Origin of the sequence: Bacillus cereus group sp. MYBK195-1 (assembly GCF_051916605.1) — a bacterium.
GTDB lineage: Bacteria > Bacillota > Bacilli > Bacillales > Bacillaceae_G > Bacillus_A > Bacillus_A cereus.
Window position 1 is genome coordinate 278,788 of the sequence record NZ_JBQAGZ010000002.1, and the last position, 23,670, is coordinate 302,457.

The window sequence follows — 23,670 nt, forward strand, 5'->3', positions numbered from 1 at the left end:
TACGATAGGTAAAAAAGCCCTTTGAATAAAGGGCTTTTTTATTTTTTTATCTTTAAAAATATAAATTTAATGTAATATTCTCATTGACAATGATAATGATATTCATTATCATTTATTTGTGGATAATTGATAATACTTATCAATTGTAAAGATTATATATGATAGGGGATATTATTTTGAAAAAAAATTACATGAAGGCGCTAGTAGTAGCGACAACATTAGCAATTCCATTTGCTACGTACTCTACTCCAGCATTAGCGGCATTAAAAGTTGAAGCAAATCAATCGGTAGCAGCAGCGAGTGATCGCACGTATGATACTGAGATTAAAATATATAAGGACCAAAAAGATGAGCCATCTATGGTTTCTCAATATATAAAAGATCCTAAAGTAACGATTGCAGCTGGCAAAAAAATTGTCACTGTAACAATGCAAGATAGTGATTATTTTCAATATCTTAGAATAGAAGATAGAAACCAGCCTGGTGTATTTCATGATGTGAAGGTTTTGTCAGAAGATAAGAGGAAGAATGGAACGAAAGTAGTTCAATTTGAAATTGGTGAGTTTGAGAAGAAGCACAATATGCAAATGCATATACTTATTCCAGCTATTGGATATGATCACAAATATCAAGTTCAATTTGAAATTAAAGATCCAACTGTAGGTAACAAAGAAACAGAGAAACCAGATGATAACTCTAATTCAGGCAATACGGAAACGGATAATCCAGTTGATAATCAAAATATGATAACAGATAACAAATTAAGAGAACTTGTGAATAAAAAAGTATTTAATAGAAAAGATTTAAATACACCAATTACGAAAGAAGAGTTATTACAAGTAAAGGATTTGTTTTTAAATACGAATGAGATACTTGATTATAGTGCATTAAAATATATGCCAAATTTAAAATCTTTAACAGTTGCGAATGCGAAGATAAAAGATCCGTCGTTCTTTGCGAACTTAAAGCAATTAAGTCATTTAGCTTTGCGTGGTAATGAATTTTCAGATGTAACGCCACTTGTTAAGATGGATAATTTAGAATCTCTTGATTTAAGTAATAATAAAATTACAAACGTTGCACCACTAACTGAAATGAAAAATGTAAAAAGTTTATTTCTATCAGGCAACCAAATAGAAGATGTAACAGCATTAGCGAAAATGGAACAACTAGATTACTTGAATTTAGCAAATAATAAAATTACGAACGTTGCTCCATTAAGCGCTTTGAAAAATGTAACATACTTAACTTTAGCAGGTAATCAAATTGAAGATATTAAAGCGTTATATTCATTACCTTTAACAGACTTAGTATTAACACGTAATAAAGTTAAAGATTTATCCGGCATTGAGCAAATGAAGCAATTAGAAGAATTGTGGATCGGGAAAAATGAAATAAAAGATGTTACTCCTCTAAGTAAGATGACACAGTTAAAACAATTACACTTACCTAACAATGAGTTAAAGGATATTACGCCATTATCAAGTTTAGTAAACTTACAAAAGCTTGATTTAGAAGCGAATTATATTTCAGACTTATCACCAGTTAGTAATTTGAAAAAATTAGTATTTCTAAGTTTTGTTGCAAATGAAATTCGTGATGTCCGACCAGTTATAGAACTAAGTAAGACGACTTATATTAATGTCCAAAATCAAAAAGTATTTTTAGAGGAAACAGAAGTAAATAAAGAAATAAAAGTACCTATATATGAAAAAAATGGTGAAGTTTCTACGAAAATCCGTCTGAAGAGCGATAATGGTACGTATAGTAATGGCGTAGTGAAATGGAGTACACCAGGTGAGAAAATATATGAATTTGGTGTGAAAGATCCATTCGCGGATACAGGAATTTTCTTTACAGGGTCTGTTATTCAAAATGTAGTAGAAAGTAAAGACGGTAATACGTCTAAAGAAGATGAGAAAACAGAAGTGGTAGAATTTAAAGATGTACCAAAAGGACATTGGTCAGAAGAAGCAATTAATTACTTAGCGAAAGAAAAATTATTTATAGGCTATGGAAATGGTGAATTTGGATTTGGTGATAACATTACTCGTGGACAAGTAGCTCTTCTAATACAAAGGTATTTAAAATTAGAAAATAATCTAGTACCAAAAACGGCATTTACAGATACGAAAGGAAATATGTATGAAACGGCTATTGATGCAGTGGTTCAAGCTGGAATTATGACAGGCTATGGAAATGGTATGTTCCGTCCAGATGGAGTATTAACTCGATATGAAATGTCAGTAGTATTACAAAGAGTATTTCAGTTAAAAGAAAATGAAAATAGTGCAGAGAATTTTAAAGATATACCAAATGGCCATTGGGCGAAAGGATATGTGAAAGCTTTAGTGGATAATAAAATATCAAAAGGCGACGGGGAAGGGAATTTTTTAGGAGATAATTTCGTAACACGTGAACAATATGCACAGTTTTTATATAATGCAATAAAGAAATAAAGTGAAACTTTAATCAGTGGGGGGTTTGTTCATTCCCCACTGATTATTAGCCCTCACTAATCGGGCTGCCCGTTAATGCGGAATAAAAAATGAGGAAAATACGCTATTCTTTAATTAAAGAGTAGCGTATTTTTTATGTACAAAATGAAATAGGAAATAGATAGGAGTATAGACATATGAATAGCCTATTTTAAAGAAGAACCACGAAACTATATTGACAAAAAAGCGTTCTCATGTGATAATTCAATTAATTTTTAGAATAATCAAAAAATATTCCTTTTACATAGAAAGGATTCGAACCTTATATGAATATTATGCCGGGGGTGACGAAATGTTATTTTTTCTGAAGAAATGGAATGAATTAAAAGATGTGAAATCTGAATTGGCACTTCGTGATTGGTTTTATGGTACCAAAATTAGCTTATCGCTATGTACGTCAAAAGAGCCGTTAACATTCTTAGTAAATGTTGAGGGAAGAGATAAAGGGCTATTTTCGGAAGAAGATTTTATTGTCGTAAATTGCATGTGCGAGTCAGTATTTGAAAATGAAGAAAAACCAGCTGCAGAGTCATTTATGCATGCGGATATTTATAAAAAAAGTAGTGCAGGATGTATTTTACAAGTGCAGACTGTAGATAGTCATTTAATATCAGAGTTATATGGGGAAGAAGGAGAAGTAACGTTCGATAAACGCAGTGTGGAGCGTGTTTTCGGAAAAGAAGGTATAACAGAAATGACAATTCCAATTGTAGAAGATGAAAAAAAATTCGCTGATTTATTAGAAAGGAATGTTCCGAATTTCATTGAAGGTGGAGGAGTAGTTCTTGTTCATAATTACGGCATGATTGTGTGGGGAAAAACGCCAGAAGAGGCGAAAAAATGGCTAGAGGGTATAGAATATTTAATGAACTATCATGTAAAGTTATTAATGATTAAGGGGGCAAGGAGCTCTGTTATATAAAAATGGATGTGATATAGCTACAAGTTAATAAATAAATGAAAGCGTTTTAAAAATAATTTCACTCATAAAATATAGGTCTCCTTATTATATATAGATTACATGTTGACATGTAAGGAGGAACATATTTTGCGAGTTAAATATCATTTTCTGCCAAAGCAGCAAGTAACATTTTGCAAAATAAATGATTCTGGTGAAGAGGCACTGCAAATGATGAACGAAACGGGATTTCGAGCCATCCCGGTATTAGCAGAAGATGAGAAGAAATTCACAGGGATTATTTATAAAGTAGATTTATTAGAAAAAAAATGCAATAGCGGATTAGAGCATGTAAGTGCAGGAGATATGCTCGATGATTCTAATGCATTTATTTTTGAAAAGGATTCCTTCTTCAGAGCTTTTTATGTAATTCGTCGGCTTCCGTTTTTAGCCGTGCTAAATGATTATAATGAATTTGTCGGTATGTTAACGCATTCGAATATATTTGATGTTATTGAAGATTCATTTGGTATGCGAACAGGTGGTTATATATTAACAATTGCAACACAAGATTGTAAGGGAACGATTAAAGAGCTTGGGACATTGTTAAAAGCATATAATATCGGTGGCCTATTTACGCTAGATAACGGTGATCAATATATCCGCCGCGTTATTGTAAATATATCAGATGAGTTAGATGAAACAAAATTAAAGCAATTAATCGGAAAAATAGAGAAAAAAGGATTCAGAGTGAGTCATGTAGATTATATTTAAGTTAAAAAGAAAAGTACCTATCTGTTATATATAGATAGGTACTTTTTTGTCCCGCTATTTGTGGGCAGTAAGATCTTCGCCTCAAAATTCAGCGCAAGCAAAGAAGTTAAGTGGGGGCGGACTGCCCGTAAAAGCCCAATTGGTGAGGGCTGATTATATGTGAGTAATGAACTTTATTTTGAAACAGGAGGCGGGGATAATGCTAGATCAGATAAGAAAATAAAGTCTGCATGCTCACGAATTTTAGGGATAGAAGTTTCAATAACGCGTGATGTAATTTCACCTGGGGGGCCCACATGCCCGATAGCTACCATAATAGGTTTTTCTTGAATTTTTTTGATGAGTAATTGGGCTTGTTTTGAAATATGCCCTGCTGTATATACATCATCAAAAAATAGTTGGTTTTCAATAATAGGAACTCCTAATTCTTTTCCGATTTTTGGGACGACACTATTAGGATTCGTTTTACTATCTAAGTAAAATAAACCGTGTTTTTTACAAGCAGCAAGTATAAGGCGAACAATTCTTTCATCCGCTGTTACTTTTGACCCCATATGATTGTTCATTCCAATTGCATGCGGTACTTCTTGAATCGCTTGTTCAAGTCGGTTGTTTATTTCTTCATCGCTTAAATCAGTTGTAATTGCTTTCGGCCCAAGCCATTCTTTTTTACCTTTTATAGGTTCCATTGGCATATGTATAATAACTTCATGTCCTTTCTTATGGGCAGCTATTGCGTCTTCTTTTGTGGAAGGAAGAAAAGGCATAACAGCAACAGTGAGTGGAATGGGAAGTGATAACATTTGATTAGTCCCCTTCATATTATTACCGAAATCATCAATGACAATAGCAACTTTATTCGTATGAGCATTTGCTTGAATAGGAAATAAGAAAGACGGTAAAAACAAAACAATGATGAATAATGCAATCGTATATTTTCGCATATAAATATTTCCTTTCTATTGTTATCCTGCTATTTGTGGGTAGTAAGACTCCCACCTCAACATTGGGCTGGATAGGTGGGAGATTCACTGCCTACCCGATTGGTGAATGCTAATTATCAGTGGGGGCTGAACAAAAAAACACTGATTAAAGTTTCACTTTATCAATCATCATTATGTTTTGCTTTTTTATATAAATTAAACAAAAAATGTCGAAGAAAAGTAGGTGGAAAATTAAGAATCCCCGGTTTACGTAGAATTTATAAAAAAAGAAGATGAAAAAAATGTCTATTATTGCGAATGTATTTACAAAGATAGAATAATTTGTAATAATTCTCAAAGTGAGGGTAAAGATTTGTAAATTACAGGGAGAAAATGTTAAGTTTTCTGATTCTTCAAATTTGCATATGATTAAGTAGTTAAAAAAAGTCAATGGAGAAGTGAAGTTAAGAGCATGGAAGTATAATAAGGGGGATATGGATGTTTACTGTAAAAAGGAAGTACACATTAGAAAAGCTTTCACGTGATATTCATATGAAACGTGAAGAAATGATTCAACTAGGATTAACAAGTGGGCTAAATAGTAGGGAGACAATTCAAGTTAGTCAAGAATTGGACAAGCTTATTTTACAATATCAATGTTATAAAGAAAAACAAACACCGAAATGGTTTTCAATTATAAAAATACCTATTTTCCAAATCGGGTATGAAGGAAAATCAAATAATTTTTGGCGAATGCTTGTGGCTGGTTTTATGAAATAAGTATAATTACCCTTATAGGATAAGGATAATTATACTATGTGTAACGGAATTTCGATATGAACTGTCGTTCCTTCGTTTTCTGTACTGTCGATAAAAATATGCCCATTATACATCTCTACAATTCGTTTACATATGACAAGTCCAAGACCTGTTCCAGTATCTTTATTAGTAAAGAACGGATGAAAGAGGTGTTTTTGAATATGTTGCGGAATCCCTTTTCCAGTATCTGTAATATGCAGTTGTGCGTGTGTTTCATTGTTTTTTACTACAATGGTTAGTGTATCATTAGAAGTCATGGCCTCAATTGCATTTTTGGTAATGTTTAAAACCACTTGTTTCATATGGTCTTTCGAACAACGGATATGAACAGGATGGTCTGGCAAATGTAAATGGAATACAATGTTATGTAAATTCGCCTCAGATTGAATAATTAATGCTACCTCATTTAGAATTGTTCTTACATCATATGTTTGTTCGATGATGGCGGTTGGCTTTCCTAGAATAAGAAATTCACTTACAATTTCATTGATTCGCTCTATTTCTTGTTCAATTACGGAAAAGTAGAACTGATCTTGTTCATCTTTATATTTCTCTTTTAATAGAGCGACGAGTCCTTTAATTCCAGTAAGAGGATTACGGATTTCGTGTGCTGTACTCGCTGCAAAAGTTCCAACTAATTCAATTTTCTGTAGCTCATTTTGTTGTCTTTCAAGTTTTGTTTGACGTTTTAACAACATATATTGAGCAAGCAAAAATAAAATAGACATTAAAAATAAAGTAGCTATACACTCTATTGCAACCCACTGGTATAAGGTTTTTTGATGAATGGGTAATGGAGAAACAGAGACCTTCCAATTCAATCTTTGGAGTGGGGTAGTAAGCATATTAGAATGCGTATCACTTGTGTCGTTATTATCATCGGTTAGAAAAACTACATCATGTTTATCAGTTACCTCAAAATGGTATTGTGGTTTAATGGCATTTAAAGAAGAGGAAATGTAATCAAAGCGTAAACTAGCTAATAATAATCCTGAGAGCTCCTTCTGTTTATTAAATATGGGGGCAGCAATCATAATAGCTTTATGTCCAAGAACGCGATCAGTAATGACTGATGATACAGTGGTTTTTTTAGTTTGGAGCGCGTCTTGAATATATTTACGGTCTGAAACATCTATAGGCTTTGATTCATCTTCAGATGCGATTGTAATGACTCCTTCTGGTGTAGCGTAATATAGACCAGAAAAGCGTGCATCGTTTCCATCTGTATCATGTACAATTTGTTTAATGCCATTTATATTACCAGTCTCGGTGCCTACAACTTTTGCAAGCATGTCTAAAGCAGAAATTGCTTCACCAAGATGATGATCCAAATAATCTCTATATAAAAAGAGAACTGTATGAGCAGATAATTTGTTTTCCTGTTTCATTTTATATGTATGATACGAATAAAATGTAGCACCAATCCCTATTGTCGGTAGGATAACAAGCAATATATATATAATTATGCTTTGGAATTTGACTTTCAAATGTGGTACTCCTTCTTTTTTTATTATCATTATATATAAACTATGTTAAAATTGTCATGTTTTTATTCAAGAATGATTTTTAATATATTAGGGGAGAAGAAATGGATGAGTGAATGCTCATTCGGAATTCACATGAAGTATGAAGTGGTATTTTCTTTTTATTGCTGAGAATTTAAGTGAAGGGTTGAAAGTTGTATGACATCAAATAATGAACGAGAAGATATTTCTCAATCTTTAAAAGTATTTATTGCATTATCTCGTGTACATCGTTCTGTTATGGATACTACAAATAAATCTATACAAAGTAACGGGTTAAATCCAACTGAATTTGCTGTATTAGAACTGCTATATCATAAAGGCGGTCAACCACTCCAGCAAATTGGTGAGCGCATTTTAATAGCTAGTGGCAGCATTACATATGTTGTAGATAAGTTGGAGAAAAAGGGATTAGTAAAGAGAATCCCATGTCCGAATGACAGACGTGTTATTTACGCGCAATTAACTGAGTCTGGCGAGAACTTTATTGCTTCTATTTTTCCGGGGCATGAGAAAGTTATACATCAGTCTTTTGAAATGTTAACGAAAGATGAAAAAGATGAATTACTTGATTTATTAAAAAAAATTGGGAAGTATGAAAAATAATATGTTCCAAAGGAGCTTTGGATAAATAAATCCAAGGCTTTTTTATTTGTAATGAACTCAGGGCAGTCACTGCCGAAATTTGTTGAAAATTAAGAGGGGATTCGAGAATACGTATTGAATTATAATAAAGGTATGTAATGGAGAGGAGGCTCGTTCATGTCATTTAAAGACTATGAATATAAACGCCCAAATATTGAAGAGTTAAAAGAGAAATTTACTGTTGCTTTAGAGAAGTTTGATAACGCAAAAACTGTAGAAGAACAAAAACAAGTCATTCATTCAATTAATGAGATTCGCAACGATTTTGGTACAATGGGAAACCTTTGTTACATTCGCCATTCTGTTGATACGACGGATACTTTTTATAAGGAGGAGCAGGATTTCTTTGATGAATTCTCTCCAGTTGTACAAGGATATGGTACAAAATATTATAAGGCACTCATTAATTCTCCATTTCGTGAAGAATTAGAGGCGTATTATGGAAAACAATTATTTGCTCTAGCAGAATGTGATTTAAAAACATATTCAGATGAAGTCGTGAAAGATTTACAATTAGAAAATAAATTATCATCGCAATATACACAGTTATTAGCATCTGCAAAAATTGACTTTGCTGGAGAAGAAAGAACGTTATCGCAACTGATTCCGTTTATGCAAGGAAAAGAAAGAAGCGAACGTAAAGCAGCAAGTGAAGCATACTACGGATTTTTAGCTGGAAATGAGGAAGAACTAGATCGTATTTATGATGAGCTTGTTAAAGTGAGAACGAAAATCGCAAAATCTTTAGGTTTCAAAAACTTTGTTGAACTTGGATATGCAAGAATGTACCGTACAGATTATAATGCGGAGATGGTGGCTAATTACCGTCAGCAAGTGCTGGATTATATCGTTCCTGTTACAACGGAATTAAGAAAGCGACAACAAGCACGTATCGGTGTAGAGAAGTTAGCTTATTACGACGAAAATTTTGAGTTTGCTACAGGTAATCCAACTCCAAAAGGAGATGCGGATTGGATTGTTGATCATGGAAAGACGATGTATAAAGAGTTATCGGCTGAAACAGATGAATTTTTCAATTTCATGCTAGATAATGATTTATTAGATTTAGTTGCGAAAAAAGGAAAAGCTGGTGGCGGATATTGTACATATATTGAGAATTATAAAGCGCCATTTATTTTCTCAAACTTCAATGGAACATCTGGTGACATTGATGTATTAACACATGAAGCAGGTCATGCTTTCCAAGTATATGAAAGTCGTAAATTTGAAATTCCAGAATATAATTGGCCAACATATGAGGCATGTGAAATCCACTCTATGAGTATGGAATTCTTTACATGGCCATGGATGAAGCTATTCTTTGAAGAAGATGCAGATAAATATTACTTCTCTCACTTAAGTTCAGCACTCCTGTTTTTACCTTATGGTGTATCTGTTGACGAATATCAACATTATGTATATGAAAATCCTGAAGCATCACCGGAAGAGCGTAAGACAGCATGGCGTAACATAGAGAAGAAATATTTACCACATCGTGATTATGAGGATAATGATTATTTAGAGCGCGGTGGTTTTTGGCAACGTCAAGGGCATATTTATAGCTCACCGTTCTATTATATTGATTACACGCTTGCTCAAATTTGTGCGCTACAATTTTGGAAACGTGCAAGAGATAATAGACAAGAGGCTTGGGAAGATTATGTGAATCTGTGCCAACAAGGTGGAAGTAAATCGTTCTTAGAATTAGTAGAAGTTGCAAATTTAACATCACCATTTGCTGAAGGCTGTGTGAAAAGTGTTATTACAGAAATTGAAGCATGGTTACATGCGATTGACGACACAAAATTGTAAAAAACATGCGCTTTTTTTCACATGTTTAACATCGACATAATGGGAAAATGATGAGATAATAAAAGAAAATTCAGAATACTAAAGAGGTGTTTCTAATAAGGAGCACCTCTTTTCACAAACAAAAGGGGGGAACAAGTATGCTTCAATCTAATATGGATGTAAGTTTAGAAAGTTTAGTAAACTCATTACAGTCTACTCGAAGCACGCTATTATCAGAAATTGAAATGTTAAATGACACAGAAGTGAATGTAAAGCCACGCCGTGATAAATGGAGCATTATTCAAATTTTACACCACTTGCATTTAGTTGAACAATCTGTCACGTCTGCCCTTGTATATGCTTTACAAAAAAAGGAAAGAAACATGACTCCATTTAAAGACCTCCAACTTACGCTTGATCGCACACATAAACGAGAAGCTCCTCAGCAAATGCAACCAACAGAAACTTTAATGAAAAAACAGCAAGGAATTCAATTGCTAGAACATTCACGCCAAGAACTATTACACGCGCTTCATAGTGTTATAGATGAAAAAGATTTATTTGAAAATGGATTAAAGCATCCTGTTTTTAATGATCTGAATTTGTATCAATGGGTTCAATTTCTTGATTTGCATGAACAAAGACATCTTACGCAGTTAAAAGAGGCGAAACATGCAATTTTGCAACGCTAAAGTGGAAGAAGTGGGAAACCACTTCTTTTTTGATACGTGCATAGTTTTCTTTCTTATTTTGGAATACTACATGGAGAAAGAAAAGAAGGAGCTGAAAAAACATGTCTAAAAAGAAGCGAGAAGAAGAGCGCGCCTGGAAAGCACGTAAAGAAAATCAACAACCGCACGGAAAAGTGAAAGCTTTTGCTGAATTAGTTGAAGGAACAGAAAAAACGTGATGATTATTTCATCACGTTTTTTGTATGAGTGGAAAAGTTAATAAAAAGGTTGTACCGATTCCTTTTTCACTTATAATATCAATTTTTCCATTCATAGCTTGAACAACACTGAATACGACCATCATTCCAAGTCCAGTACCTTTTTCTTTCGTTGAATAAAAAGGAGAGCCAAGACGTTTTACTTGTTCTGAATCCATACCGACTCCTGTATCTTTTATATATAACTGAATATGCTTATGATCAGGAACTAATGTGAAATAAAGATCACCGCCTTTTGGCATAGCCTCAATGCAATTTTTTAAAATATTTAATAAACATTGATTTAGTTTTTGCTTTTCACCAGCGATAAAAAAAGAAGTGCTTTGCTTTATATAATGAGTACGTACATTTGTTAAATTAGCAAGCGGTGTAATTAACGACAATGCATGTAGTAATTCTTCTTCTAACTGTAATGTTTGTTCTTTTTCAATGCTTGGTTTAGCAAAGGTTAAATAATCTGTAAGAACATGATTTGCTTGTTCGATGCCGTTAATGGCAATGTCGATATATAATTTTCGTTCCTGCTCAGTACAGGTATCTGATTGTAACAGTTGTAAAAACCCTTTCGTTGAAGTTAATGGATTGCGAATTTCATGAGAGATAGACGCTGCCATTTCACCAATTAAATGAAACTTTTCAGCATTTATAAGTTCGTTTTGGAGACGAACTTGAGTTTGTAATATGTGTAGTAAATATAGAATTAGAATCGTACCAAGCATTGAACATAACTCATACACAATAATATGCGGTATATAATCAGTCTTATTTGTAACCTTTGAAAGGAAGAAGGGTATCCAAATAAATCCGTATGTGAGACTGTAGATAATAGCAAGTGTTATTTTTATACGATTAGAAGTTCGATTAAAAAATTTATATGTTAATAGTAGAACAATAAATAGAAGAACAGAACCGATAAGAGATGGGAAAACACCTACCCCCCCTAATAATAAGCGATATATGTTTAATACAACTAAGATAGAACCACCAGCAATAGGCCCTCCCGTTAATGTACCGACAATTAATACAATATGGCGCATATCAAATTGAAAACCATTATTTGTTTTTGCTGCAAATGTAATACAGAGTACGGTAGCGAGGCAACAGAGTACAATGAATATAGCTGAATTTAATTTAGGAGAGCGTTTCCCTTTTTGATTCCAAAATAAATGATATACGAGCATTGTAATCAGGATGAATAATATATTTAAAAAGAGATAAATAATAAAGGATTTCAGTGGGATGCCTCCTCTCTTCTTAGATTAAATTAATCATACTATAAAATGAAAGAAATGAAATAATAAATAGCAGAAAAATCAGAAATTTTTACGCTAGTATACAATATGTTACAATAAGTTGTGTCAATGAAAGAAGAAATTCCGTGCACCGCGCGGGAGAGGTTCGCGAACTCCCTCTATAAAAAACTATGGAAACAACAATATCCTTAGGTATTGTTTTGTTTTTTTATTGTGACAGTTCAAGAACGTTCTTTCTTCTTATTTATAGTAGAGAAGGAGAATGAGTGAAATGAAAAAAGAAAAAGCAGTTGTTGTTTTTAGTGGAGGACAAGATAGTACGACATGTTTATTTTGGGCAATAGAGCAGTTTGCAGAGGTAGAAGCTGTAACGTTTAATTACAATCAACGTCATAAGCTAGAAATTGATTGTGCAGTGGAAATTGCAAAAGAGCTAGGAATAAAGCATACGGTACTAGATATGAGTCTATTAAATCAACTTGCTCCAAATGCGTTAACGAGAACGGATATGGAGATTACACATGAAGAAGGTGAATTGCCATCGACATTTGTAGATGGACGAAATTTACTCTTCTTATCATTTGCTGCTGTATTAGCAAAACAAGTTGGAGCACGTCATATTGTAACGGGTGTATGTGAAACTGATTTCAGTGGTTATCCAGACTGCCGTGACGTGTTTGTGAAATCGTTAAACGTTACTTTAAATTTATCTATGGATTACCCGTTTGTTATTCACACGCCACTTATGTGGATTGATAAAGCTGAAACATGGAAATTATCAGATAAACTTGGAGCATTTGAGTTTGTTCGAGAAAAAACATTAACATGTTATAACGGAATCATTGGTGATGGTTGCGGTGAATGTCCAGCATGTCAACTTCGTAAAGCAGGATTAGATACGTACCTACAAGAACGCGAAGGAGCGAATAACTAATGGATAACTTTTTTGGATTTCGCATCGTAGAGAATTTGCAAAAAATGGACAAGGATATTCAGCGTAAACAACTCAAATACCATAATAAAAGAGTAATGGTCAGCAAGGAATTTACATTTGATGCAGCACACCATTTACACTGTTATGAAGGGAAATGTAAAAACTTACACGGTCACACATATAAAGTTGTATTTGGAATTAGTGGATATGTAAATGAAATAGGTCTTGCAATTGACTTTGGAGATATAAAAGAAATTTGGAAAAATGAAATCGAAATTTATCTAGATCATCGTTATTTAAACGAAACGTTACCTGCAATGAATACGACTGCTGAAAATATGGTCGTTTGGATTTATGAAAAGATGGCAGAAGCACTAACAAAAGAGAATCGAGTGAACGAATATAAAGGAGCTCGCGTTGAATTTGTTCGTCTATTTGAGACGCCGACTAGTTATGCGGAAGTAAGACGGGAGTGGATGCTCGATGAGTAAAATCCCTGTCTTAGAAATATTCGGTCCGACTATTCAAGGTGAAGGAATGGTTGTAGGGCAAAAAACAATGTTTATCCGTACAGCTGGTTGTGATTATAGCTGTGCTTGGTGTGATTCTGCTTTTACGTGGGATGGATCAGCTAAAGATCAAATTAGACAGATGACACCAGAAGATATTTGGGATGAGCTTGTTGCAATTGGAGGAGAAAATTTTTCTCATGTTACGATTTCAGGTGGAAATCCGGCATTACTGAAAAATATTGAGTTTCTTCTTTCTATATTAAAAGAAAATGGAATGCGAACGGCAATTGAAACGCAAGGGAGTAAATGGCAAGATTGGTTACTTCAAATTGATGAGGTAACAATTTCTCCAAAACCACCAAGTTCAACGATGAAAACAGATTTTCATAAGTTAGATGCTATTATTCAGAAACTAGCAGGAAAAGATATTAGTTTAAAAGTAGTAGTATTCGATGATCATGATTTTGAATATGCAGTTAAGATGCACGAACGTTATCCCAAGGTACCATTTTTCTTACAAGTAGGAAACGATGATACAAAAACAGTGGATGATGCGATGCTTATAAAAAAATTATTAGATAAGTATGAATGGCTGATTGATAAAGCTGTAAATTGTAAAGAGATGAATGATGCAAAAGTATTGCCTCAGCTTCATGCGTTAGTATGGGGAAATAAGCGCGGCGTATAACGAGAAGGGATGTTTAAAATGACAGGAAGATTAGATGAAGATTTAAAAGATGTAACATTACTAGGGAATCAAAATACAAAATATTTATTTGAATATAGCCCAGAAATATTAGAGGTATTTGATAATAATCATCCAAACCGTGATTATTTTGTAAAATTCAATTGTCCTGAATTTACAAGTTTATGCCCGAAAACAGGACAACCAGATTTTGCAACAATTTATATTAGCTATATTCCAGAGCAAAAAATGGTAGAGAGTAAATCTTTAAAGTTGTATTTATTTAGTTTCCGCAATCATGGTGATTTCCACGAAGATTGCATGAACGTTATTATGAACGATTTAATTAAATTAATGGATCCGCGTTATATTGAGGTATGGGGGAAATTCACACCACGTGGTGGCATTTCAATTGATCCATACTGCAACTACGGGCGCCCAGGTACGAAGTATGAACAAATGGCTGACTACCGCATGATGAACCACGATCTATATCCGGAAACAATTGATAATCGTTAATAGAAAGAAAGGGCCCGTATAGTATACAGGCCCTTTCTTTCTATTATATTATGCATTTTGATTAATGACAGTATAGTTTTTATGACTTACAACTGTAAGAGGTTCCATATCTAGTTCTCTAAAATTCTTCATAATTGTTATATCAACAATAACAGAGTTTTGATTTACTTTTTGAACACGGCCTTGCATTCCACCTTTAAATTCGATGATATCTCCAGTTTCTGCGATCTGCATAAGCAACTCTCCTTGTTACAGTTTTCCCAAAAAAAGAATAAATTTGGGTTTTTTTATTTCCTCCTATTTTGAACCATATTTCCTACTTTGTAAATGTTTCCAAAGTAAAAATTCGAAAAATATTCACTTTTTGTAAGAAAATATGTAGAAAATCCATGTTTTTTAGAAAAAATAGCAAAAATGCGAGAATCTTTATATCGAGGTATAATGAAAAAGTAGAATAACCTGCTGAAGTGGGAGAAATTAGAGGCGGTAAAATGATGTTTGAATTTGTGGGGAGTGTTATAGCTTTAATTTTATTTTTATTTTCTTATATGCATTTAAAAAAGATTCGTCAATATGATACGAGTACATATTTTGATGGGATGGATGGTATCCATGCTTCGATAACACATGATAGTGGTGGGGAGATGTAAAGGTATATAACTTTATTTTTTTGCGTGGTATGATGTTTAGAACTAGTGCATAATAGAGTTCATAAGTGATGAATGGAGAGTGAAAAGAATGAAGATTTCTTTTATTCGTCATGGTTGTTTAAGTCGTATAAGAGAACCGATGACAATTAATTCATTTCACGAATGGATGAAACGGTATGATTCCGAGTCAATGATACAAAAAGCTAAAATACCGATAGAAACAATAGAGGCAATTGAAGCAGCGAAATTTGTCTTAACAAGTGATCAAAGGCGTGCTGTACAATCAGCAGCTGAATTGACGGATTCTTTATCTTTTATGCAAAATTCTCTTTTTAGAGAAGCTGAAGTTCCTTCATGCTTTTTTGCTCCGAAGTGGTTGAAATGCACAATTAAGGTATGGATGTTCATTGGACGAACATTATGGATACTTGGCTACCATAAAGATGTTGAGTCTTATAAGGAAGTAAGAGAGAGGGTAAGGCAAGCGGCTTACCTGTTACATCGTTATGCTCTCGTACATGGAAGTATAGCTCTTGTAGGTCATAATTATGTGAATGTAATGATTGGTGCCGAACTGAGAGCGATGGGATGGTCTGGTTCTCCTATTTTGCACAGAGAGCCATGGGGATGTACAACATATACGTTTCACGAGGCGATGGATGGAAATATATTAAATACAAATTTAACATAAAAGCACACGATTTATATAAATCGTGTGCTTTCTTTTTAAGATATAGAAATTTTGACGTTTAATGGTTTTACGAGATGAGCATAAGGTTCCCCTACTAGCATAACAATTTCATCTTTTTTATAACCTAACTTTTCGTATAGTGAATAGGCGCGTTTGTTTTCTAAATTAACAAGTAAAGCGATTTTTTTATGCCCTTTTTCAGTTGCATAGATTTCGGCAGCTTCAATTAATTTAGAACCTATACCTTTTCCGCCGTGTGCACTTGAAACTGATAATGTATCAATGTAATACTCATCAAGCTCAGCTTCTTTTTCTAACGTAATTGATTCATCTTTATGTAATGCTCTTAAGTGATGTACAATTGGTGCGTCAAGCTGTGTTGCTTCACTACCGTGATAAGCGACAATAATTCCAACTGCACTCTCGTCTTGTTCATAGACAAAACAGTTTTCGTAGCTCAGACGGTTATTTTCTTTTGAGAACCATGTCTCAAGTCCTAGTAATACTTCTGCTTCAACTGTGCTACCTGTGATTTTTTCAGCAATTTCATGCAGAGCATTATACAATAAAGGAGCTATTGCCATCGCATCTGTCTTTTTTGCTTTCCGAATCATAGTATCCCTCCTAGTTCTATTTGTATATTGTAGCATAGTGGTATGGAACTTTGCATAATTGAATGCCGAAATGTTTGATATAGAGAAGTAGCTATGTTAGTATATGATATTTAGTGGACATATAGTAAAACAATATTGTTTGCGAAATAACGAAAATAAAATCATGGCATAACAACGAGATAAAGTGAAACGTTAATCAGTAAGATTTTTTGTTCATTCCACGACTGATTAGTAGTCAACACCAATCGGACTACCTGCAAATAGCGGGATAAATTTACAGTTGTTGACCTATAGAATATAAGATAAAATAAAATATTGCAGAGAGGTGAAATACATGGATAAAGAATTAGCAAATACAATTTTAGATCAGCTAAAAAATGGTGAAATAAAGGAGTATGTTGTTACGAAAGATGTATTTTATATGTTCAGAGAAGTTGTTGTAAATAGAGAAGACTTTAAGCATTTCATTGGTAACGCACAGCGAGGCGGGCAAGTGATTTATACATATTCAGAAACGCCACGTTCATAAGGGGGAATTTTGATCAGCAGGGCATCTCTCACTGATTAGTAGCCTTCACCAAACGGACGTTTCATGCGGGATAAATAAAAGATAAAGGAGAGGGGAATTATGGGCGATTTTAAACAAGGCATTTTACCACATTGGGATTATATGTGGAAAGATAGAGCCGGCAATCGATTTATGGGAATGGTTATGTATCCAGAGAAACGAAAATGTTCAGCAAAAATGCTTCAGAAAATAAAAAGAGCATATGAAGAAGCAATAGAAATTAAAGTAACTGTACAAGTTCAACATACATATCAGTACGTAGAAGGACTGATTGTATACTTTGATGAAGAGGCTCCTGTATGTACAATGATTGATAAAGATGAAAATCCACATCATATATTTGTAAAAGATATTTTGCGCATTGAGTACTCTGAATAAACTTTTCATAAATAAATTGAAGTTCCATAATAATAATCTTTTTCTATAATAGTTATCTTTTAGTATGTAACGAAAAACGAAAGTATATGTATAATATATTTAATAAGGTAAATTTGATAAATGTAATCGTTTTTTAGAGCAGATTATCGTTTCATATCTGTTCTTTTTTGCGTGATGCTGGAGAAATATATTTCTTCAGCATCTACCGTTTTATGACAAAATATATTATTAACTTTTTTAAAAATAAGGTTAAATTCGTTGACAACTTTTTTGAAAAGCACTTTATTGACATGAGTTTTAGAATGTTGTTTCATAGTCATTGTATTGAAAAAAAACGGCTATCATGTCGAAAAGTAAAAGTTAAAAAAAGAAAGAATTTATACATATATCTTGTGTCTTATTTTGAAACGTAATACAATATATAGAGAAATCAAGAACGACATATAGAGAATATAGATTTGAGAGGGAGGGTCGGAAATGTTAGTTGCATATGATTCTATGACAGGAAACGTGAAGCGTTTCATTCACAAATTAAATATGCCGGCCGTTCAAATTGATGAAGATCTAGTAATAGATGAAGACTTTATTCTTATTACGTATACAACAGGTTTTGGAAATGTACCAGAACGTGTTTTAGACTTTTTAGAGCGCAATAATGAAAAATTAAAAGGCGTATCTGCAAGCGGCAATCGTAACTGGGGAGACATGTTCGGTGCAAGTGCTGACAAGATTTCTACTAAATATGAAGTGCCTATTGTATCAAAATTTGAGTTGTCTGGAACAAATAACGATGTAAAATATTTTAAGGAAAGGGTGCGGGAGATTGCGACACATTGAACTGAATAATGAAATCACGCAAATGCAGGACGGTTTTTATCAGCTTCATAAAGATAAAGAGGCATTAGAAGTCTTTATGGAAGAAGCTAGAGAGAATACCGTTCCTTTTAATAGCGTGGCAGAGCGAATGGAGTATATGAAAGAACATGATTACTATTACAACGTTCTGGACGAGTATAGCTTGGAGGAAGTAGAGGAAGTATATAACATCGCTTATGGTGAAAACTTCGAGTTCCAATCTTATATGGCAGCATCTAAGTTCTACAAAGATTATGCGTTAAAAACGAATGATCAAAAACAATACTTAGAAAGCTATGAAGATCGTGTAGCAATTGTGTCATTATACTTAGGACGCGGTGATGTTTCGAAGGCAAAACAATTCGCAAGCATGATTGTAAAACAAAACTACCAACCAGCGACACCAACCTTTTTAAATGCGGGAAGAAGCAGAAGAGGAGAAATGGTGTCTTGTTTCTTGTTAGAGATGGACGATAGCTTAAATTCAATCGGCTTTAACATTAATACAGCAATGCAATTATCGAAAATCGGCGGTGGAGTAGCTTTAAACTTATCTAAGCTACGCGCACGTGGTGAGCAAATTAAAGGTATCGACAACGCTGCAAGTGGTGTAGTACCTGTTATGAAATTGCTTGAAGATTCGTTTTCATATGCGAATCAGCTTGGCCAACGAAAAGGTGCCGGCGCAGTATATTTAAACATTTTCCATTGGGATATTATTGAATTCCTTGATACAAAAAAAATAAATGCCGATGAGAAGAGCCGTATTCAGTCTCTATCAATCGGAATTATCGTTCCAAGTAAGTTCTTTGAACTTGCTGAGAAAAACGAACCTTTCCATGTTTTCGCGCCTTATACGGTTTATAAAGAATATGGCAAGCATTTAGATGATATTGACATTGATGAAATGTACGATGAATTAATGAGCAATCCGAAAGTGAAGAAGAAGCCACTAGATATTAGTGCACGTGATATGCTTATTAAAATCGCTATGATTCAGCTTGAGTCTGGTTACCCATACTTAATGTTTAAATCAAATGCAAATAATCAACATCCATTGAAGGATATTGGAACTGTGAAGATGTCGAACTTATGTACAGAAATCTTCCAGCTTCAAGAAACTTCAGAAATAAATGATTACGGTACAGATGACATTATCCGTCGTGATATTAACTGTAACTTAGGATCGTTAAATATCGTAAACGTAATGGAAAATAAAGAAATTCGTGAAGCAGTTCATGCGGGAATGGAAGCTTTAACAGCTGTTTCTGATATGACGATTATTCCAAATGCACCAACTGTGAAAAAAGCAAATGACGAGCTTCATTCAGTTGGACTTGGAGCAATGAACTTACACGGATATTTAGCAAAAAATAAAATCGCTTATGAAAGTGCAGAAGCGAAAGAATTCGCTCGTACATTCTTTATGATGTTAAATTACTACTCTATTGAGAAAAGTATGGAAATCGCTACAGAAAAAGGCGAGACATTTAAAGACTTCGATAAATCTGATTATGCGAATGGCACATACTTCGAAAAGTATGAAACGACAGATTACAGCCCAGTAACTGAAAAAGTTCAGCAACTATTCGAAGGAATTCATATTCCAACAAAAGAAGATTGGACAAGTTTAAAAGAGCAAGTTCAGAAGAATGGTTTATACAACTCATATCGTCTTGCCATTGCTCCAACACAATCAATCAGTTACGTTCAAAATGCAACTTCAAGCGTAATGCCGATCGTAAGTCAAATCGAATCAAGAACATATGCGAACGCGACAACATATTATCCAATGCCGTATTTATCAAAAGATACGTTCTGGTACTATAAATCTTCTTACGATATGAATCAGTTTAAATTAATTGATTTAATCGCAGAAATTCAAGAACATATTGACCAAGGAATTAGTACAATTCTTTACGTTAATAGTGATATTTCAACACGTGAATTAGCACGTTACTACATCTATGCACATAAAAAAGGCTTAAAGAGTCTGTATTATACGAGAACACGTAAATTAAGCGTGGAAGAGTGTGTGGCTTGTACCGTTTAATATAAAAAGTGAGACATGATGAGCAGGGTTTTCTGAACCCTGCTCATGCTTAGTTATCATATTTAGAGAAGGGGCGATTTAATGCGTGCGGTAAACTGGAACAAAAAAGAAGATGATTTTAGTTTAATGTTTTGGAAGCAAAACATCGCTCAGTTTTGGACAGAAGAAGAAATTGCGGTTTCGTCTGACAAAAATACTTGGGTGCAATTATCGAAAGAAGAGCAAATTGCTTATAAGCGTGTATTAGGTGGTTTAACACTTTTAGATACGAAACAAGGTGGCGAAGGAATGCCACTTGTACTTGTTCATCTTGAAAATTTACAAGCGAAAAGTGTATTAGCTTTCATGGGAGCTATGGAAGAAGTACATGCGAAAAGTTATAGTCACATTTTCACAACACTAGCTACAGAAGAAGAGATTGATGATATTTTTGACTGGGTAGACAATCATCCGTTACTTGAGAAAAAAGCTGGTATTATTACTAGTTACTATCGTCGTTTATTAAAGCCTGAAGTAACAAAAAAAGAGTTATACATGGCAATGGTAGCAAGTGTGTTCTTAGAAAGTTACTTATTCTATAGCGGATTCTTCTATCCACTTTACTTAGCTGGTCAAGGAAAACTAACAGCAAGTGGTGAGATTATCAACTTGATAATTCGTGATGAGTCAATTCACGGCGTATTCGTCGGTATTTTAGCACAACAAATCTTCGCAGAACTTTCTGCAGAAGAGCAACAAGAAGTGCAAAAAGAAACACAAGAGTTATTAATGGAACTATATGAAATTGAAATGGCCTATACAGAAGAAATTTACACTTCTATCGGTCTTGTAGAAGATGTAAATCGTTTCGTTCGTTACAATGCAAATAAAGGGCTTATGAACTTAGGGCTTGAGCCGAAGTTTGAAGAAGAAGAAATTAACCCAATCGTTTTAAATGGTTTACGTACAGATACGAAAAACCATGATTTCTTCTCTGTAAAAGGAAATGGTTACGTAAAAGCAACGAACGTTGAAAAGTTAGCTGACGATGACTTCGTGTTTAACTTTTAATATAGGATTATAAAGAAAAACTGTCTTATTCATTGATAAGACAGTTTTTCTTTATAATTTTGTTTACATAACACTATTATTTTTGTATAGCGATTTATATTTGGGAAGTTCTATTCGTTTAACGGATAGAACTTTTTTGTAATTAAATGGGTATTTACAAACCTTTTGTATCGGTGTATTATTTAACTAGTACACCGATACAAAAGGAGGGAAGAAATGAAAATAGAGTTTTCTCCAAATACACCAATTTACATTCAGGTAATGGAATACATAAAAAAAGAGATCGTAACAGGACATTTATTACCTGGTGATAAAATTCCCTCGGTCCGTGAATTAGCGAGTGAATTACAAGTGAATCCAAATACGATTCAGCGTACATTTCAAGAGCTAGAACGGGATGGAGTTGTTGTCACACGTAGAGGAATGGGACGGTATGTAACGAATGAAGGGGAGAAAATTATGGAGCTACGAAAAGAGATGGCGAAAGAATTACTTCATTCTTTTATAGATGGAATGGACAATTTAGGTTTTTCAGAAGAAGAAATTCTTACAATTCTTCGTTCTTCATTACATGAGAAAAGGGAGGAGAGCGAATGACAGAGCTATTAAAAATAGAAAATTTATGGAAGAGATACGGATTAAAAGCAGTGATTCGTGAATTAAACATAGAGATTCCGGAAGGGAAAATCGTTGGGCTTGTTGGAGATAACGGGAGCGGGAAAACGACGTTATTGAAAATGATTGCAGGCTTGCAACACCCTTCTGAAGGTAGTATTACAATAGACGGTAAAAAGGTAGGATTACAGACGAAAGAAATCGTTTCATTTATGTCCGATAAGCCAATCTTTGATGATTGGATGACTGTAAAAGACGCTTTATTTTTCTACCGGGATTTTTACAATGATTTCGATATTCAAAAAGCGGTAGATACGATTGCAGAATTTAAAATACCGTTAGAAGAAAAAATTACAGCTTTATCAAAAGGTATGGTTGAAAAGCTTCAAATTATATTAACGTTTTCGAGGAAAGCGAAGTTATACGTATTAGATGAACCGCTTGGCGGGATTGATCTTGTTTCTAGAGAGCACATATTGAATCTCATTCTACAATTTTATAGAGAAGATTGTACGATACTAATCTCGACGCACTTAATAAACGAAGTTGAAAATATTTTTGATGAAGTGATCTTTTTAAAAGATGGGGAAATTGTATTGTATGAAAATGTAGAAGAGTTACGTTTTCAGAGAGGAAAAGCTGTTACAGAGGTGTTTAAGGAGGTGTTTAGTAGATGAAGCCGAGCTTAATATATATGTACAATATAAATAAAAAGCAAATAATTATTTCTTTGTTAACATTTATATTCGTTGTCGCTGTAGCTTTCGTAAGTTTGGGGAATTATATTAAGCAAGAATCAGGAGAAGTAAGACAAACAATTATAGTTAGTTTCGTTATTCTAGTATATATAACTTTTTTAGCAATGATAGTTATTCAGGCGGTGTCTGCATTTGGAAAAATGACTGAAAGCACATTATTTCGGTTAACATCGATATCCGGTAAAAAGATTGTTTTAGCAATATTGTTATACGCTGTAATTTATTTACTTATTTTCGAATTAATAGGATCTATTTTTTTATATGGTATTTCTATGAAAATAATAAAAGGTACAGAGCTCTATGAGGTATTATTTACTCAAAGTGTATTCAATCCACTAAAGCACCTCTTTAGTACTATGTTATATGTATTTAATTTATCAAGCATATTGCTAGTATTACTTTTTTCAGTAGCAAGCGTTAAAGTGTTTTCTTTGAAAAAGAAGAAGTTAAAATATCCACTGGTATTTTTCTTATTTTTACTAGTAACAAAATTATTAGGTACTATATATGGAATGTTGGGTGGTCTTGCACCTACTACGCCTTTAATAGCAAAGTTAGTATATATAGATGAATCATCAGAAGTGAATGTGTTTCTCTATCCAGAAAAACTTATGAATTTATATAGTATTGCTTTTTCAATCGGTATATTTGTTCTACTTATTTATATAACAGGTCGCATTATCGATAAAAAACTAGAAGTCTAAAGGAGGAATCA

At 33.6% G+C, this 23,670-nt stretch carries 27 protein-coding genes and 1 riboswitch; of the genes, 22 read left to right on the forward strand and 5 right to left on the reverse strand.

Annotation, left to right across the window (positions count from 1 at the left end; translation table 11 throughout):
* The first annotated feature begins 158 nt into the window (after positions 1 to 158).
* The 3 genes from ACTFRY_RS11045 (at position 159) to cbpA (ending at position 4,170) form a co-directional block, all read left to right on the forward strand.
* On the forward strand, positions 159 to 2,459 hold the full coding sequence (locus ACTFRY_RS11045) for an NEAT domain-containing leucine-rich repeat protein (protein WP_098616841.1): 2,301 nt from the start codon (positions 159 to 161) through the stop codon (positions 2,457 to 2,459).
* A gap of 331 nt (positions 2,460 to 2,790) precedes the next feature.
* Complete coding sequence (locus ACTFRY_RS11050; RefSeq protein WP_000896005.1) at positions 2,791 to 3,420, forward strand: class II aldolase/adducin family protein; 630 nt, start codon at positions 2,791 to 2,793, stop codon at positions 3,418 to 3,420.
* A gap of 126 nt (positions 3,421 to 3,546) precedes the next feature.
* Positions 3,547 to 4,170, forward strand: coding sequence for a cyclic di-AMP binding protein CbpA (gene cbpA / locus ACTFRY_RS11055; protein WP_001264207.1), 624 nt, complete (start codon positions 3,547 to 3,549; stop codon positions 4,168 to 4,170).
* Positions 4,171 to 4,343: 173 nt separating this feature from the next.
* Here the strand turns inward: cbpA and ACTFRY_RS11060 are convergent, their stop codons facing one another.
* Complete coding sequence (locus tag ACTFRY_RS11060) at positions 4,344 to 5,114, reverse strand: divergent polysaccharide deacetylase family protein (RefSeq protein WP_001234107.1); 771 nt, start codon at positions 5,112 to 5,114, stop codon at positions 4,344 to 4,346.
* Between the two features lie 477 nt (positions 5,115 to 5,591).
* Here ACTFRY_RS11060 and ACTFRY_RS11065 point away from each other — a divergent pair, with 477 nt between their 5' ends.
* A complete protein-coding gene (locus ACTFRY_RS11065; RefSeq protein ID WP_000495536.1) occupies positions 5,592 to 5,873 on the forward strand; it encodes an aspartyl-phosphate phosphatase Spo0E family protein in 282 nt (93 codons plus the stop codon).
* 29 nt (positions 5,874 to 5,902) lie between these two features.
* Here ACTFRY_RS11065 and ACTFRY_RS11070 read toward each other — a convergent pair whose 3' ends face one another.
* On the reverse strand, positions 5,903 to 7,399 hold the full coding sequence (locus ACTFRY_RS11070) for a DUF3149 domain-containing protein (RefSeq protein WP_000865053.1): 1,497 nt from the start codon (positions 7,397 to 7,399) through the stop codon (positions 5,903 to 5,905).
* Positions 7,400 to 7,594: 195 nt separating this feature from the next.
* Between ACTFRY_RS11070 and ACTFRY_RS11075 the strand changes: the two genes are divergently transcribed.
* The 4 genes from ACTFRY_RS11075 (at position 7,595) to ACTFRY_RS11090 (ending at position 10,781) form a co-directional block, all read left to right on the forward strand.
* A complete protein-coding gene (locus ACTFRY_RS11075) occupies positions 7,595 to 8,041 on the forward strand; it encodes a MarR family winged helix-turn-helix transcriptional regulator (protein WP_000203336.1) in 447 nt (148 codons plus the stop codon).
* Positions 8,042 to 8,197: 156 nt separating this feature from the next.
* A complete protein-coding gene (locus ACTFRY_RS11080; protein ID WP_000008576.1) occupies positions 8,198 to 9,892 on the forward strand; it encodes a M3 family oligoendopeptidase in 1,695 nt (564 codons plus the stop codon).
* A gap of 137 nt (positions 9,893 to 10,029) precedes the next feature.
* Positions 10,030 to 10,563, forward strand: coding sequence for a DinB family protein (locus ACTFRY_RS11085; protein WP_000941970.1), 534 nt, complete (start codon positions 10,030 to 10,032; stop codon positions 10,561 to 10,563).
* A 101-nt stretch (positions 10,564 to 10,664) separates the two neighbouring features.
* On the forward strand, positions 10,665 to 10,781 hold the full coding sequence (locus ACTFRY_RS11090; protein WP_000038355.1) for a DUF6254 family protein: 117 nt from the start codon (positions 10,665 to 10,667) through the stop codon (positions 10,779 to 10,781).
* Positions 10,782 to 10,792: 11 nt separating this feature from the next.
* Here ACTFRY_RS11090 and kinB read toward each other — a convergent pair whose 3' ends face one another.
* Complete coding sequence (gene kinB / locus ACTFRY_RS11095; RefSeq protein ID WP_000964153.1) at positions 10,793 to 12,001, reverse strand: sporulation sensor histidine kinase KinB; 1,209 nt, start codon at positions 11,999 to 12,001, stop codon at positions 10,793 to 10,795.
* 206 nt (positions 12,002 to 12,207) lie between these two features.
* A riboswitch (PreQ1 riboswitch) is annotated at positions 12,208 to 12,251 on the forward strand.
* Between the two features lie 93 nt (positions 12,252 to 12,344).
* On the opposite strand from kinB, the gene queC reads away from it, so the two are divergent.
* Genes queC through queF form a run of 4 tightly spaced genes read left to right on the forward strand, consistent with a single transcriptional unit; the run spans position 12,345 to position 14,723 of the window.
* The gene (gene queC, locus ACTFRY_RS11100) at positions 12,345 to 13,007 is read left to right on the forward strand and encodes a 7-cyano-7-deazaguanine synthase QueC (RefSeq protein WP_000711604.1); all 663 of its coding nucleotides are present in this window, start codon (positions 12,345 to 12,347) and stop codon (positions 13,005 to 13,007) included.
* Positions 13,007 to 13,498 carry a 6-carboxytetrahydropterin synthase QueD gene (gene queD / locus ACTFRY_RS11105; protein ID WP_000368414.1) on the forward strand — a complete coding sequence of 164 codons (492 nt, stop codon included), beginning with the start codon at positions 13,007 to 13,009 and terminating at the stop codon, positions 13,496 to 13,498. The genes queC and queD overlap by 1 nt, the downstream gene beginning before the upstream one ends.
* Positions 13,491 to 14,207 carry a 7-carboxy-7-deazaguanine synthase QueE gene (queE, locus tag ACTFRY_RS11110; protein WP_000036297.1) on the forward strand — a complete coding sequence of 239 codons (717 nt, stop codon included), beginning with the start codon at positions 13,491 to 13,493 and terminating at the stop codon, positions 14,205 to 14,207. The genes queD and queE overlap by 8 nt, the downstream gene beginning before the upstream one ends.
* An 18-nt stretch (positions 14,208 to 14,225) precedes the next feature.
* Complete coding sequence (queF, locus tag ACTFRY_RS11115) at positions 14,226 to 14,723, forward strand: preQ(1) synthase (RefSeq protein ID WP_001986050.1); 498 nt, start codon at positions 14,226 to 14,228, stop codon at positions 14,721 to 14,723.
* A gap of 48 nt (positions 14,724 to 14,771) precedes the next feature.
* Here the strand turns inward: queF and ACTFRY_RS11120 are convergent, their stop codons facing one another.
* Positions 14,772 to 14,957, reverse strand: a complete 186-nt coding sequence (locus tag ACTFRY_RS11120; RefSeq protein WP_001165082.1) for a YkvS family protein — start codon at positions 14,955 to 14,957, stop codon at positions 14,772 to 14,774.
* 260 nt (positions 14,958 to 15,217) lie between these two features.
* Here ACTFRY_RS11120 and ACTFRY_RS11125 point away from each other — a divergent pair, with 260 nt between their 5' ends.
* Both ACTFRY_RS11125 and ACTFRY_RS11130 read left to right on the forward strand, forming a co-directional pair.
* Complete coding sequence (locus ACTFRY_RS11125; protein ID WP_000461432.1) at positions 15,218 to 15,373, forward strand: hypothetical protein; 156 nt, start codon at positions 15,218 to 15,220, stop codon at positions 15,371 to 15,373.
* Positions 15,374 to 15,461: 88 nt separating this feature from the next.
* Positions 15,462 to 16,064 carry a histidine phosphatase family protein gene (locus ACTFRY_RS11130; RefSeq protein ID WP_098616840.1) on the forward strand — a complete coding sequence of 201 codons (603 nt, stop codon included), beginning with the start codon at positions 15,462 to 15,464 and terminating at the stop codon, positions 16,062 to 16,064.
* 35 nt (positions 16,065 to 16,099) lie between these two features.
* On the opposite strand, the gene ACTFRY_RS11135 is transcribed toward ACTFRY_RS11130, so the two are convergent.
* A complete protein-coding gene (locus ACTFRY_RS11135; protein ID WP_000619548.1) occupies positions 16,100 to 16,678 on the reverse strand; it encodes a GNAT family N-acetyltransferase in 579 nt (192 codons plus the stop codon).
* A gap of 334 nt (positions 16,679 to 17,012) precedes the next feature.
* Here ACTFRY_RS11135 and ACTFRY_RS11140 point away from each other — a divergent pair, with 334 nt between their 5' ends.
* From ACTFRY_RS11140 to ACTFRY_RS11175, 8 genes are all read left to right on the forward strand, one after another.
* Positions 17,013 to 17,207, forward strand: a complete 195-nt coding sequence (locus ACTFRY_RS11140; RefSeq protein ID WP_098616839.1) for an abortive phage infection protein — start codon at positions 17,013 to 17,015, stop codon at positions 17,205 to 17,207.
* A 99-nt stretch (positions 17,208 to 17,306) separates the two neighbouring features.
* Entirely contained in the window at positions 17,307 to 17,624 is a 318-nt protein-coding gene (locus ACTFRY_RS11145) for a hypothetical protein (RefSeq protein WP_000502196.1), read from the forward strand.
* Positions 17,625 to 18,101: 477 nt separating this feature from the next.
* Positions 18,102 to 18,461 carry a class Ib ribonucleoside-diphosphate reductase assembly flavoprotein NrdI gene (nrdI, locus tag ACTFRY_RS11150; protein ID WP_000959448.1) on the forward strand — a complete coding sequence of 120 codons (360 nt, stop codon included), beginning with the start codon at positions 18,102 to 18,104 and terminating at the stop codon, positions 18,459 to 18,461.
* Positions 18,448 to 20,532 carry a class 1b ribonucleoside-diphosphate reductase subunit alpha gene (gene nrdE / locus ACTFRY_RS11155; protein ID WP_001215835.1) on the forward strand — a complete coding sequence of 695 codons (2,085 nt, stop codon included), beginning with the start codon at positions 18,448 to 18,450 and terminating at the stop codon, positions 20,530 to 20,532. The genes nrdI and nrdE overlap by 14 nt, the downstream gene beginning before the upstream one ends.
* Positions 20,533 to 20,613: 81 nt before the next feature.
* On the forward strand, positions 20,614 to 21,582 hold the full coding sequence (gene nrdF / locus ACTFRY_RS11160) for a class 1b ribonucleoside-diphosphate reductase subunit beta (RefSeq protein ID WP_001203029.1): 969 nt from the start codon (positions 20,614 to 20,616) through the stop codon (positions 21,580 to 21,582).
* 216 nt (positions 21,583 to 21,798) lie between these two features.
* On the forward strand, positions 21,799 to 22,179 hold the full coding sequence (locus ACTFRY_RS11165) for a GntR family transcriptional regulator (RefSeq protein WP_000687513.1): 381 nt from the start codon (positions 21,799 to 21,801) through the stop codon (positions 22,177 to 22,179).
* Positions 22,176 to 22,874 carry an ABC transporter ATP-binding protein gene (locus tag ACTFRY_RS11170; protein WP_000137710.1) on the forward strand — a complete coding sequence of 233 codons (699 nt, stop codon included), beginning with the start codon at positions 22,176 to 22,178 and terminating at the stop codon, positions 22,872 to 22,874. Before ACTFRY_RS11165 ends, ACTFRY_RS11170 begins: the two co-directional genes overlap by 4 nt.
* Positions 22,871 to 23,659: a hypothetical protein gene (locus ACTFRY_RS11175; RefSeq protein ID WP_000804806.1), complete on the forward strand. Its 789-nt coding sequence runs from the start codon at positions 22,871 to 22,873 to the stop codon at positions 23,657 to 23,659. The genes ACTFRY_RS11170 and ACTFRY_RS11175 overlap by 4 nt, the downstream gene beginning before the upstream one ends.
* Positions 23,660 to 23,670 lie beyond the last annotated feature (11 nt).

What these genes read in the sequence shown, in the direction of transcription:
- ACTFRY_RS11045 (WP_098616841.1), top strand. Translation starts at nt 159, where the DNA reads ATGATAGGGGATATTATTTTGAAAAAAAATTACATGAAGGCGCTAGTA.
- ACTFRY_RS11050 (WP_000896005.1), top strand. Translation starts at nt 2,791, where the DNA reads ATGTTATTTTTTCTGAAGAAATGGAATGAATTAAAAGATGTGAAATCT.
- ACTFRY_RS11060 (WP_001234107.1), bottom strand. Translation starts at nt 5,114, where the DNA reads ATGCGAAAATATACGATTGCATTATTCATCATTGTTTTGTTTTTACCG.
- ACTFRY_RS11065 (WP_000495536.1), top strand. Translation starts at nt 5,592, where the DNA reads ATGTTTACTGTAAAAAGGAAGTACACATTAGAAAAGCTTTCACGTGAT.
- ACTFRY_RS11075 (WP_000203336.1), top strand. Translation starts at nt 7,595, where the DNA reads ATGACATCAAATAATGAACGAGAAGATATTTCTCAATCTTTAAAAGTA.
- ACTFRY_RS11080 (WP_000008576.1), top strand. Translation starts at nt 8,198, where the DNA reads ATGTCATTTAAAGACTATGAATATAAACGCCCAAATATTGAAGAGTTA.
- ACTFRY_RS11085 (WP_000941970.1), top strand. Translation starts at nt 10,030, where the DNA reads ATGCTTCAATCTAATATGGATGTAAGTTTAGAAAGTTTAGTAAACTCA.
- ACTFRY_RS11090 (WP_000038355.1), top strand. Translation starts at nt 10,665, where the DNA reads ATGTCTAAAAAGAAGCGAGAAGAAGAGCGCGCCTGGAAAGCACGTAAA.
- kinB (WP_000964153.1), bottom strand. Translation starts at nt 12,001, where the DNA reads ATGCTCGTATATCATTTATTTTGGAATCAAAAAGGGAAACGCTCTCCT.
- queC (WP_000711604.1), top strand. Translation starts at nt 12,345, where the DNA reads ATGAAAAAAGAAAAAGCAGTTGTTGTTTTTAGTGGAGGACAAGATAGT.
- queD (WP_000368414.1), top strand. Translation starts at nt 13,007, where the DNA reads ATGGATAACTTTTTTGGATTTCGCATCGTAGAGAATTTGCAAAAAATG.
- queE (WP_000036297.1), top strand. Translation starts at nt 13,491, where the DNA reads ATGAGTAAAATCCCTGTCTTAGAAATATTCGGTCCGACTATTCAAGGT.
- queF (WP_001986050.1), top strand. Translation starts at nt 14,226, where the DNA reads ATGACAGGAAGATTAGATGAAGATTTAAAAGATGTAACATTACTAGGG.
- ACTFRY_RS11120 (WP_001165082.1), bottom strand. Translation starts at nt 14,957, where the DNA reads ATGCAGATCGCAGAAACTGGAGATATCATCGAATTTAAAGGTGGAATG.
- ACTFRY_RS11125 (WP_000461432.1), top strand. Translation starts at nt 15,218, where the DNA reads ATGTTTGAATTTGTGGGGAGTGTTATAGCTTTAATTTTATTTTTATTT.
- ACTFRY_RS11130 (WP_098616840.1), top strand. Translation starts at nt 15,462, where the DNA reads ATGAAGATTTCTTTTATTCGTCATGGTTGTTTAAGTCGTATAAGAGAA.
- ACTFRY_RS11135 (WP_000619548.1), bottom strand. Translation starts at nt 16,678, where the DNA reads ATGATTCGGAAAGCAAAAAAGACAGATGCGATGGCAATAGCTCCTTTA.
- ACTFRY_RS11140 (WP_098616839.1), top strand. Translation starts at nt 17,013, where the DNA reads ATGGATAAAGAATTAGCAAATACAATTTTAGATCAGCTAAAAAATGGT.
- ACTFRY_RS11145 (WP_000502196.1), top strand. Translation starts at nt 17,307, where the DNA reads ATGGGCGATTTTAAACAAGGCATTTTACCACATTGGGATTATATGTGG.
- nrdI (WP_000959448.1), top strand. Translation starts at nt 18,102, where the DNA reads ATGTTAGTTGCATATGATTCTATGACAGGAAACGTGAAGCGTTTCATT.
- nrdF (WP_001203029.1), top strand. Translation starts at nt 20,614, where the DNA reads ATGCGTGCGGTAAACTGGAACAAAAAAGAAGATGATTTTAGTTTAATG.
- ACTFRY_RS11165 (WP_000687513.1), top strand. Translation starts at nt 21,799, where the DNA reads ATGAAAATAGAGTTTTCTCCAAATACACCAATTTACATTCAGGTAATG.
- ACTFRY_RS11170 (WP_000137710.1), top strand. Translation starts at nt 22,176, where the DNA reads ATGACAGAGCTATTAAAAATAGAAAATTTATGGAAGAGATACGGATTA.
- ACTFRY_RS11175 (WP_000804806.1), top strand. Translation starts at nt 22,871, where the DNA reads ATGAAGCCGAGCTTAATATATATGTACAATATAAATAAAAAGCAAATA.